This window comes from Microcoleus sp. w2-18bC1, from assembly GCF_036700365.1.
In the GTDB taxonomy this organism is placed as follows: domain Bacteria; phylum Cyanobacteriota; class Cyanobacteriia; order Cyanobacteriales; family Microcoleaceae; genus Microcoleus.
In genome coordinates, this window is record NZ_JAUBOS010000017.1 from 78,275 (window position 1) to 90,155 (window position 11,881).

An 11,881-nucleotide genomic window follows, 5' to 3' on the forward strand; every position below is an offset into this window, starting at 1 on the left:
GGCAACTTGCCTGCGGGCACTTACAACGTTCGGGAAGTTGTGCCAGTTGGCAGTCGGCAAACTACTCAAAACCCGCCAGTGATTCTGACAGCAGGTCAAACTACTCCTGCTACCGTTAATTTCGGCAACCAAACAATACCCACCGTACTGGGCAGCATTACTGGTATAAAATTCAACGACATTGACGGCAACGGCACTCAAGCTGCCGGAGAAATTGGCGTTCCCGGAGTTACAGTTTTCCTCGACACAAACGGTGACGGCATTCTCAGTGCCGGCGAAACTTCCGCAACTACCGCCGCTGATGGCAGTTTCACTTTCGGCAACTTGCCTGCGGGCACTTACAACGTTCGGGAAGTTGTGCCAGTTGGCAGTCGGCAAACTACTCAAAACCCGCCCCCAGTGATTTTGACAGCAGGTCAAACTACTCCTGCTACCGTTAATTTCGGCAACCAAACAATACCCACTGTACTAGGCAGCATCACCGGGATTACATTTAACGACATTGATGGCAACGGCACTCAAACAGCCGGAGAACTTGGTGTTTCCGGATTTAGGATTTTCCTTGACACCAATAACAACAACAATCTAGATACAAATGAAACTTCCGTTAACACCGGGGCTGAGGGCAGTTTCACTTTCCCCAACTTGCCTGCAGGTACTTACAGCGTCCAGGAACTTGTACCGGCGGACATTGCGCCAACTACTCCAAACCCGGTTTCGGTGACTCTGGCAGCAGGTCAAACTACTCCTGCTACAGTTAATTTTGGCAATCGATCCACGTTTCCTCCCCCTCCAACTCCAACTCCGACTCCGACTCCGCCTCCAACTCCAACTCCGACTCCGCCTCTGCCTCCGACTCCCGTCCCACAAAGCAGCATCAGCGGTCTTAAATTTAACGACGGCAACGGCAACGGTACTCAGGATGCAGAGGAAACTGGTCTTTCGGGATGGCAAATTTTCCTAGATGCTAACGGGAACAACTCTTTAGATTCGGGCGAAACTACTGTTACCACTGACAATTCTGGTAATTACAGTTTCAACAATCTCAATCCCGGCACCTACAATGTGCGGGAAGTCCAGCAGACTGGCTGGACGCAAACTACTGCTAATCCGGCGGCGGTTAATCTGGGGAGTGGCGAAAGTCAATCGAACGTTAATTTTGGCAATTTCCAAAATATTAGTATCTCCGGCAGCAAGTTTAATGACCTCAATAACAATGGGGTTTTGGATGCTCAAGAACCGCTATTGCCGAACTGGCAAATCTTCCTTGACGCTAACAGCAACGACTCTTTAGATGCTGGAGAAGTTAACACTTCAACTGATAGTTTTGGTGGCTACAGTTTCGCTAATTTAGGGCCGGTAACTTATCGAGTTCGGGAAGTTAATCAACCTGGTTGGACGCAAACTACTGCCAATCCTGCTGATATTATTGCTGTCAGTGGCACTAATGTTAGCAATATTAACTTTGGCAATTCCTTGGCCCAAGTCCAACCAACACCAACACCAACACCACCACCGCAAGAAGGACAAGATGTTGACTGCATTTGTTCGCAAATTGTTTTACCCAGCCTTAGCAGTATTCGCGGTTCAAATTCTGTCACTAATAGCCGCAACGGTACTAACGGTAACGACACTATTTTCGCCACTAATAACGGTGACGAAATAAATGGTTTTGACGGCGATGATTTGTTGGCAGGATTGCGGGGCAATGATAATGTTTACGGGGGACTTAACAGTGCTTTCCCGGTTGGCCCAGATATAGACAGGGACTTGCTGTTTGGCAATGAGGGTAATGATTACCTCAATGGGGTTGCTGGAGATGATTTAATCTTTGCTGGCAAAAACGAAGATGTTGTTTACGGCGGCAAAGATGACGACATTATTTTCGGCGACCAAGAAAGCGATACTTTAATTGGCGACCAGGGTAACGATACTATCTACGGGGGAACTATTAACCCCTTCGACCCGGATTTGACTGGCAACGATTTGGTGTTCGGTTTGGCGGGCGATGACTTCCTCAGCGGGGAGAAAAATCAAGATACGATCGCAGGTGGTGAGGGTAATGATACAGTGCGTGCCGGCAAGGGCGATGACTTAGTTGTCGGCGAATTGGGCAGCAATCTGCTGTTTGGAGATGAAGGCAGTGATACTATCTGTGGCGGCGAGGGGGAAGATACAGTGTACGGGGATATTGGTAGCCCCCTCCCCATTGGTTCTACTGGCGGACAAGACCAAATATGTGGCGGTTTGGGCAACGATTTGTTGTTTGGCAATGAAGGTCAGGATACTGTCAACGGGGATACTGGGAACGATACTCTTTACGGCGGTAAGGATGAGGATAGTTTGCTTGGCAGTGCTGGGGATGATTGGCTGTTTGGAGATCAGGGGAATGATACTCTGATTGGAGGTACCGGAAACGATCGATTTATGTTGGGTATTGACCTCGGCAGCGAGACTATTTTAGACTTTCAATACGGCCTCGATTCGATCGGCTTAATGGGTGGTCTGGATTTCTCCCAACTGAGCATTGTTGCCGAGAATAGTTCAACTCTCATCCGAGTTACTGGTTCCGGGCAACTTTTGGCAACTCTCAGCAATGTGCCTGCAAGCGTGATTACTGCCACAGATTTTGCTCTCCTGTAGTGCGATCGAGCTAATTAATTAGGTGAGAATATTGTAGGGACGATGGATTAATAGACGGTTGGCAAATCAAAAAAGGGTGAAACCAAACATCTTACAGCAGATTCCACGTTATTTGTGAAGTACACCCCTGATCCATGAATCCCCGTAGGGAAAAGGCATTGCCTTTTCCCTACTACTTTATGAACCTAGAATACGCTGTATAATCATGGCAAATAAACTCTGATGAGCCAGAAGTAATATCATTTTCGGTTACACAGCGCCGTGTCCTACCTAGGGAGCATCTCACTTTTTCACCCAAGCTAGAAATTGGAGTGTTGAGGCAGGAGACGGGAGGCTCTCTGCCCCCCTAAGTCACCACAAACTGCTGTACCTCGTTTCAGACTCCAATCAGCCCAAACCCGCCTTCCTCGCGCATCACCTGCTGCTTGATAAGCAAATTACCCGCTTTCTATTGGGAGAAAAAAGACAAAATAGAAAATAGCTTGCCCCATATACCCTACGGGTGGCCATGCACTACTTTGATAAATCGCTTTTCTCTCTAAACTTTTGCGGCAGCCCTCACCAAAGCATCACTGAGGCTTCACCACCAGAAAAGTTAGAGTACAAGCGGATTCTCAACACATACCGCCGACCTTGATAAAGCCGAACATTGATTTGTGCATTCAAGTCTGTGCCACTGTCGTCGTCACCAGCAACATATTTCAGGTCACCACTCTGATCCTCGAAAAGAACCATAACTGTATCTAGTTTTCCGAAGGTTCCAATTGTATAGGTTCGGGTAGCAGAGGGTTTGATCACAAAGTTCTTCTGTTCAGCAGGCGCGAGGGACAGAATCTCGGAATGGAAGGGTTTAAGTTCTGTATAACTTGAGTCATCAAGCGGGGGATAGAATAATCGTACCTGCAACACATCCTGCTCAGAAAGTCCGCCAGCAGGGTTTAATCCGTTCTGATACTCCACAGGTTTCTCAATGAGTCCCGCTGCAAAAGCGTAGTGCATGATTGAGTTGGGGTCCCACTTTGACCCCTCCACTTCTCCTACTGCAAGCTTTTGGAGCACATTATAAAAAGTTGTATCTCGGTCCCACTCGTTAGGAGGAGAACCAAAATATTTATAAACGGCTTCTTCGTCCCATACGATACCTGCAAACGGGTTTTGGTGCTCATGAGGGAAACCTAAAGCGTGGCCTATCTCGTGAACAGGGACATCTACCCCACGGGGATCAGCCCGAAGATCCCATCCGAAGTTCATGGTACGCTCGCCTTGTTTAGGAATATCGATTGTATCGCGGCCAACATATGACCAGGCCCCATCCCCTTCCAAAAAGCCGATTCGTATCTCTGCCTCGCTGATGTTGCGAACTTCCTCAAACTTGATACCAATCCCTACCTTCTTCCACACATCAAACCCCTGCCGCACAATCTCCTTCTGTTCATTCCCGCCTGAATAGGAACCACTCTCAAAAAAGTAATAACGTAACTTTGTACCATTAACCCACTTCTTCCCGAGTAACCGTATTAGACGAGCACGCTCCGGCGACACGCTGGGATCGAAAGTGCGTGGATGAACCTTTGGCAAAGCACAAAAATGTTGTGCTTCTTTACCTGATTCTGCGCCACCTGAGCCAACTTTGATTCCGAGCTTAGCTTCAATTTGTTCGAGGCGTTTTAGTAATTGCTCAAGTTGATAAGAGTCGATTGGTGAAACTTTAGTCATGACAAATTCCTCCAAAGTAAATACCTAGGGACTTTAAGCCCAAAGAACCAGCTATTTTGAGAATGTTTGTGTTCATCTACCTGAATCAAGTGAGAGCACAGTAGATTCAGGAAAGATAAACTGCAACCCTGTCAACAATGACCTAGATAAATGCGAGCTTTCGAGCTTGTGTCAACTGAATAAAATCCTTGTGAAAGCCAGATTTTTTGTTATAATGATGAGTCTGGACGGAGAGGTTTCCTACCCTCAATATCCCATGAGGAGATGGCGATCGCACTTTACAGAGAACTCGTGTTCCCCATTCTAGTTTCAAGCTTTACACTGTCAACGATCAATAGTCAGGAGTGTTTTTAGATCCTAGTCTGAAACCGTTGATTTTCCGTTGGGATATCGATTGTGCAATCGCCCTGAAACCCTTATTCTACAGTTGCCAATCCAACACTACCCGAATTATTGATAGGAAGAATTGACAACAGCCTGCTAAAGCTTGCTGCATAGCATTTATAGGCTAGCAAATAAAACTGTGTTACTGGGGGTTCTCGGTTAAAATCCGGTCGCTTCGATCAACAAAACCCGCCTAACGAAGCGGGTTTTGTAGTTTTTGTAAAAATTTTCACTCTTTGGCAATGATTAAACAATCACTCTCAACTTTAGACAGCATATCTGGAAAAGCTGATGTGTAGTTGCCATCTTTGTCTACAACCCTGCGGAGTATATATCCGCTCTCAGCAGGTCTGCCGAAAAACGAGTTTGTGCGATGCCAGATATCTCCATTCGGAGTGTTCGGATCTCGATCAATCAAAAAATCTACAAGCCACGGCGGCACAGACCATCCAAACACTATCGGCGTGATATGTCCGTGCTGCAAAGTTGCATCAGAGAATCGGAACAAGTAGCTGAAGCGAGAAAATTTGACTAAATAAATTAACATCCGTCCCGCCATTGATGAATGAAATGTCCAGATAACTGGGTCAAAAACGCGCAGCAATAACGTCCGTTTCTCAGCATTCCAGTCTGAACTGTACATCGTCAGACAATCGTCTGGTAAAACATTCCCGTCCATAAAAAAGATACCTTGTAGGATTTCGGGTAACTCCGCTGGATGTTCTATTTTCATCCAATTCGCGATGTCTTTTAGTTGCTTTTGTTCGATTAACATGGTATTATTTATCCTCAAAATATTTGTGCTTTGGTTTCCTCTTAGATACCCCCTTGATTTCTTAGTCGATCGCTCAATAGTTTATGTGGCGTGCGGTTTCAACTCACATCTTGCATCATTCTCAATAAGGCTTTTATGTGCGGGCTTTCCTGCCCAACCCCTACTCCCCACAAGCAATTAATTCTTTGTGGAACAGGCCGGAAAGCCTGTTCTTGAGAATGATATAATATCTCAGTTTCAACCGCTGTCCGATCGAGCTTTTGGATTAATTACCGCTGCAAGTTAGGCTCAGAGCTTCGCCGCACTTTGCCTACCGTACTCACGACATCCACCAGCATCTTGAGTGCGATGTCTTTACCGGGGCAAATCCGTCCCGCACTCCGATCGCCCACGGAATGAAATCCCATATGAAAAGGGCACAGATTCTCCCGCTTAGGGTTGAATTCGTATACCGTAGAGCCCCAGAAACTCTCGTCTAGCAGCCCCAAACTGAGCGGTATCAGTACCTTGGTTCCGGCAGGGAAGGTGCGCTCTTTGCCCGCTACCGTTGCGGTGAAAGGCTCTGTCGCGACTCGGTGGGTGGCGCTGACGGGGGCCCAGAGGCGCGCGCATTCCAAGAGGAACAGTTCGATCGACTGGCGATCGTCCAAATCGAGCTGATCCCAAAAATCAGTCGGGTTAATTTCGGCCGTCTGCTGTCCTTTATAGGCGGGGAGAGGGCGGTATCCCATTGCCGTGTAGCCCAGGTGCAGGGGGCCTTGCATTCCCGCTATGCCCATAATCGATGTCATCAGCTTTGCCAATTCCCGCTTAGTCATGCCGTTATTTTCCGAGCTCTTCTCGAAGTCGGCTAAAGCTGGGGAATTTTCATAGATAGTCGCTGCACGCTCGATAAGAGCGGACAAATCCCCGTGTCCAAAGAGGTTCAGGCTTTGCAGCAGGTTGCCGATGACGGCGAAGTAGTGCAGCGGGCTTTGGCGGGTGTAATGCAATTCGGTGAGAAGTTCGATCGACTCTGAATCGTCTGGATTAATCCCAAAGATGACGTAGTGCAGATATCGGACTAAAAATCCCATCCAACCGCGCTTGACATCGGTAAAAAACGCTCCCCCCGCACCGTGTGGCATTTGGGCATAATCTACAGCTAGCCGATCGAGCAACCGTCGGGCGATTTCGTCTCCCTGGCGATCCGCTGTCGCACTGTTGAACAGATACTTCTGCATACAGCTTCGGAATGCCGCGTGGTTGCTGCTACCGTCAGGTTCGCGATCGGACAAAGACAGCAGGAAAAGGTTCCTACCGCCGACATCTTGGTTGGGCGCGCGATCGGGATCGAGTACAGAAGTACCCAGCCGCCATCCGCGTGCCTGGGGCGATGTGAGTGCTTTTTCCAGCGTGTCAAACTCTCCCATCACGACTTGCCCCGCGCAGCAAAAGTTGGCTCCAAAAGCCAGCCGTTTTATCGGCAAATACGTGGGTTCGTTGGCAATCAAACCCTCAATCAGGGCGATCGGCGGTAGCATCGTTTTGCTGAGACTTTCTTCCGGGTTTTGCAAAGCCCAAACCTGAAACTCGTTCAGTGCCGGGTTCATCAGCGATGAGAAAATAGTATCTAAATTTAGGTTCATCATAATTCCTCCGAGAATCCTTCGCCATAACGCGCTTCGCATTTAGCAGCAAGAGGGTATTGAGCGGCCATTGAGCGGGTATTGAATCCCACTTAATTGCCAAAATCAGTAAGTATAACTATAGCCATCTTTATTTGTGAACACAGTGGCAATATAGATATAGTTTTACTGAATATGTCTGCGCTCCAGTCTAGCCTTTTCCCGGAGATTGAGTGGAATTTTTAACGATTGCTGGTAAGTAGATCTACTTTCTGTATCTAAAGTATTAGCCCCAATCTCTGAGAGTCGGACATAAACCGTAGTTATGTGCGACTACTTGCTATTAGATTGAAGCAAAATCGGCGACATTAATTAGACTGAACGACACCCCATTTAGAGAGACTAAAATTTCTCCGTTTGCTGATAAACGGATGAAAGTTGCATTGTTTTCTTGAGTAATTGACAGTTGGGAGAAAGTAAGATTGTTGCCTAGAGAAAGCAAATCTTTTCCGTCTTCAAAATTCAAGATAATATCGATACCGGAATTGGGAGATAGCAAGAAGCGATCGTTGCCATCACCTCCGATCAAAGTGTCATCTCCATCTTCACCGAATAGGAAGTCGTTGCCATCACCCCCAATAATAGTATCATTTCCCTTGCCTCCGCGCAAAGTATCATTGCCAGTGCTGCCATCTAGCAGATCGTCGCCTCGGTTGCCAAAGATAATATCGTCACCATCGCTACCTGTAATGGTATCAATTCCCTTGCCGCCGTAAAGGGTATCGTTGTCAAAACCGCCATTGATTAAGTCATTGCCTTGATTGGCATTAATCCAGTCATTGCCGTTAAAACCAAAGATCAAATCATTTCCCTTTTTGCCACTTAAAACGTCATCGCTGCTGTCGCCACCTAGAGTATCGTCGCCATCAGTACCGATTTTTTGATTGGGGGAATTGTTGACTAATTCTATGCCGCTGTCGGGGAAAGGTTCCGCAGCAGTGAAGTCACTGTCTATATTCTTGCGAATTGTGGGGTTATTGACGCTTGCCGATTGAATTTGTGCGTCTAAGGATGTGCCTGTATTTTCTGCGATCGCCTCCTGAATTGTTTTATTTCCGGCTGCGACTTGCTGCAAGTCTTTAGCGACTTCACCTTGTTCTACCTGTTGAACTTTGGCTATTTTAGTAGCTGCATCTGAAAGTGGGAGGTTGCGGGATGCGATCGCCCGTACCCGCTGATTCCCTTCAGCAATAATTTTAGCAACTTCCGGTGCAAGATCGGACGCTTTTTGTGCTTGCAGTTGAGTTGCAGCAGACTGAATGATGCTTTGTAACTGTGCGGGATTGGTTAAATCGACAGCCCCGGATTGAATTTGATTGGCAATAGTGGAAACAATGCGATCGGCAATATCGGTTTTAGAGTTAGCCGAAATCCCGCTAATTAAAATTGTCGTCTGAACAACAGCGTTTTGTACCTGAATGTGTGCTGCATAAACCGCCAAACCGTTCGGATCGTTTTGAGTAATTGCCTGTAGCGGATCGTAGCCAGTCAAATCAATTGTTGACGGTACTCCAAATGCTGCTTTAACTTTAGTCTCTGCTTCATTAGGATTGATACCTTGTGCAACCATCTTCTGCATCAGAGTAGTTAAAGGCGTCACAACAGTAGCATCAGGTGTTGCTGTTAGTGGCGTTTGCTGCGGCAAATAAGTGGCGGTATTAATACCGTCAGCAACTACAAGTCTGCCTTCATCTGGATCGAGTTCGCCGCTGTTATTTTTGTCGAAATTAGGGAGAGAGACATCTAAATTAAAGCTGCCATCCACGTTAGTAATAGTGAACGGTTCTTTTTCATCTTGAATGCCGTTGAAGTTACCATCAAAGAAGACTTTTGCTCCAGTTAGGTAACTGTTAACACCGCTACCGCTCTTCCTTGAACTTTCTCCAGTGCCAAATTTGGCCAACTCAAATGTGGCAAAATCTTTTTTCCAAACTGTTTGTTTCCCTTCCCAAAACTCCCAAGGGACTATAGCTTTAAACTCCAGCCCTAAAAAAGCATTAACTTGACCTGATATATCAAAAAGTTCCCAGGGTTTACTAATGCGGGAGCCAATTTCGGATCCTCTGATTTTACCGTCGCTTTTGCCGTTATTTTCTCCAATATCTACTAAATCAATGCCTATGCTTCCTTGTATTCCAGCCGTTCCATAAAGGCTGGCAACTACTGCATTTACTCCGACACCTGCTTTAATACCAGCATTGATTTTAAGTTCATCAACATCCGCACCAGTACCATCGGGATTTGCGCGATCGCTCACGTAAAAACCATCTAAAACTTTGTAGGCTGATGACGCATCGAATTCATCGTCTTTCCATTCTTTTAATCCGTAAGTATCGTAGCCAAATGCGAGGTGTGCTGACGCATTAAAGTTGCCTTCAAGTAACCCTGATATCGGCCCAAATATAGGAAACTCTTTCTTAAAATTGAAATCTATTCCCAGTGGAGGCATATCGTAGGTGAAAAGGACAACATCAGGTTTTCCTAAAAGAAGTTGAATTGCTGTTTCTGGCTTGGTTAAAATTGGCAAGTCTATGCCCGGAACGCTCTTGAATTTATTGACAAAATCTTTTTTATTGCCGCCTGTTTTAGAATTAATTTGTTGAGAAATATCGGAGACTGAGTTTTTCAGTGTCGGTGTTTTGTTTTTGAGGCTAGAGTTGGGCTTGGCAACATTAATATTGCCTAAACTGTAGGAACCTAAATCGATGGCAATATTTTTTGAAGAGTTTGACAGGCTATTTGCCAATTGCGATATCTCGTCGATTTTGATAACTGCATTTAAGAAGTCAGTAGCAACATTACCAGTCGATAATTTAGTTGCCAGTTCCAAGATCGAAACTTGGCCATCTCGATTGTTATCAAAGGAATCAGCAACGCCAAGTTCTGACAGTAACTTAGTGTCTGTATTTAGGAAATCGATAATGGGTCTAAAAGGGTCAATAATATCAGAAACAGTGGTGAGTATTGGTTTTGCCAAGTTAGTAATAAAGGTTCCCAAGTCGAGTTTGAGGTTGTTAAATTCGACTTTCGGGTTAGGCAAGCCAGCAAAGGGATTGTTGGTGGTTGGCGAGCCTATATTTACCTGATTATTTGATGGCAACAATGATGATGAATTTGAAGTAGCGCTTGTGTTTGAATTTGAGGAACCTAGCAATTGATTTAACCGTGAAGCCGCTGACAAATTCTGATTGGATGTCAGTGATGAATTTAAATTTGATATACTCGATGAATTTGGAGACGACGGCGAATTATTTAATTGACCGTTTCTATAATTAATCAGCGGCCAATTGACTGCCAAATCCAAGTCAAAAGATGGAAAAGCAGCATTGCCATTAATGCTAGTTTTTCCGTGCAAGCCGAGATTGGCATTACTGGTTAAGCTAGATTGAAATAAGTCTTCTAACTGATAACTCCCGTCCAACTCAGACAAAGTTAAACGATTGCCATCATCAGTACCGCCCAGATTATCTAAGTCATTCAACTTGACTTCAAAGTTGGCATTGAGTTGAGTTGGGTTTTCAGGATCGTCGGTAAATTCAGCTTGTAAAAAAGCGAGATTAGCTTGAATCTTGAAATTCTCAGGAAGTGCTAACTTAAAGTTAGCGTTCAATTTGGTATTGTCCGTATCGATGTAGCAGCCAAAATCTTTGTTGTAACCGACACCAATAGATAATTCATAGTCAAATCCCGATTTTTCAGGGGTCTTGAAAAGACTAGCAACTGGCGAAATCAAACTCTGAGAAGGAACAATCGCACTAGAACGAGAGCCATTACTACTATCTATAACAGGTGCTAATGCGGCTGAATTACTGATAGTTGAATTGAGGCTTGATGCTTCTAAATCATTGGATAAGTTGGCAAAGCGAGAGAGATTTGTAGTCGGTGAGAAGGCGACAACTTGATTCGATAGCTTCGGAGGGTTTTTGACTTTCAATCCGAGTGCGGGCAATCCTAAGTCTTCAGCAAACTTAATATCATCTAGTTGATATTTTTTGCCAATTTTAATGACTAAGTTACTGTCATTGGGATTTGAACTGCTCTCGACTTTAACATCGAATGCCGACCCAACAACCTCCTGAATGCTATTTTGGAGCTGACTAGGCGTGAAATCTGTTGCATTTTTAATCGTATTGACCAGACTATTTTTGAAATTGCTAATAAAATTCGGAGAAATGTCGCTGAGTCGTCCTAAAATTGGCAGTTTGAAATCATTAAGTTGGTCGTTAACAATGTTTTCTAGTTTGTCTAATCCTTTTTCCAAACCGCACCAAAGGGTTTTGTTATCGCTATTAGTAACGGCGACATCTGCTGATGGCGTTGGCGTTGGCGCAGGAATTGGCGCTGGCGCAGGAGTTGGGGTTGGGGTTGGGGTTGCAGGAGTTGGGGTTGGGGTTGCAGGAGTTGGGGTTGGGGTTGCAGGAGTTGGGGTTGGGGTTGCAGGAGTTGGGGTTGGTGTCGGCGTATTGTCGTTATCAGTAATGGCGACGCTAACAGGTGAAATTGTGATGCTGTTATAATTAACATCGCTACTGGTAGCAGTATGGTCGATCGCACCCGTATGATTTCCTTCAACTGCATTGTCATCAACAGCAGCCACCGCCACAGTTTGAGCGACATTCCAATTATTAGCGGTAAAAGTAAGTGCGGTAATTGGTTGAATTTCACTGCCTGTAGCCAAGTTAATCGTAACAGGTGC

At 45.6% G+C, this 11,881-nt stretch carries 5 protein-coding genes; 1 reads left to right on the forward strand and 4 read right to left on the reverse strand.

Annotated features, from left to right (window positions below):
* Positions 1–2,643: SdrD B-like domain-containing protein (locus QT979_RS12420; protein ID WP_333310222.1), on the forward strand; the 2,643-nt coding region annotated here is incomplete at its 5' end.
* Positions 2,644–3,201: 558 nt separating this feature from the next.
* On the opposite strand, the gene QT979_RS12425 is transcribed toward QT979_RS12420, so the two are convergent.
* The 4 genes from QT979_RS12425 to QT979_RS12440 form a co-directional block, all read right to left on the reverse strand.
* On the reverse strand, positions 3,202–4,359 hold the full coding sequence (locus tag QT979_RS12425) for a M12 family metallopeptidase (protein ID WP_333211354.1): 1,158 nt from the start codon (positions 4,357–4,359) through the stop codon (positions 3,202–3,204).
* A gap of 613 nt (positions 4,360–4,972) precedes the next feature.
* Positions 4,973–5,518 carry a hypothetical protein gene (locus tag QT979_RS12430; RefSeq protein WP_333310224.1) on the reverse strand — a complete coding sequence of 182 codons (546 nt, stop codon included), beginning with the start codon at positions 5,516–5,518 and terminating at the stop codon, positions 4,973–4,975.
* 269 nt (positions 5,519–5,787) lie between these two features.
* Entirely contained in the window at positions 5,788–7,149 is a 1,362-nt protein-coding gene (locus QT979_RS12435; protein ID WP_333310226.1) for a cytochrome 450, read from the reverse strand.
* Positions 7,150–7,468: 319 nt separating this feature from the next.
* The coding region (locus QT979_RS12440) for a calcium-binding protein (RefSeq protein ID WP_333310228.1) at positions 7,469–11,881 on the reverse strand (4,413 nt) is incomplete at its 5' end.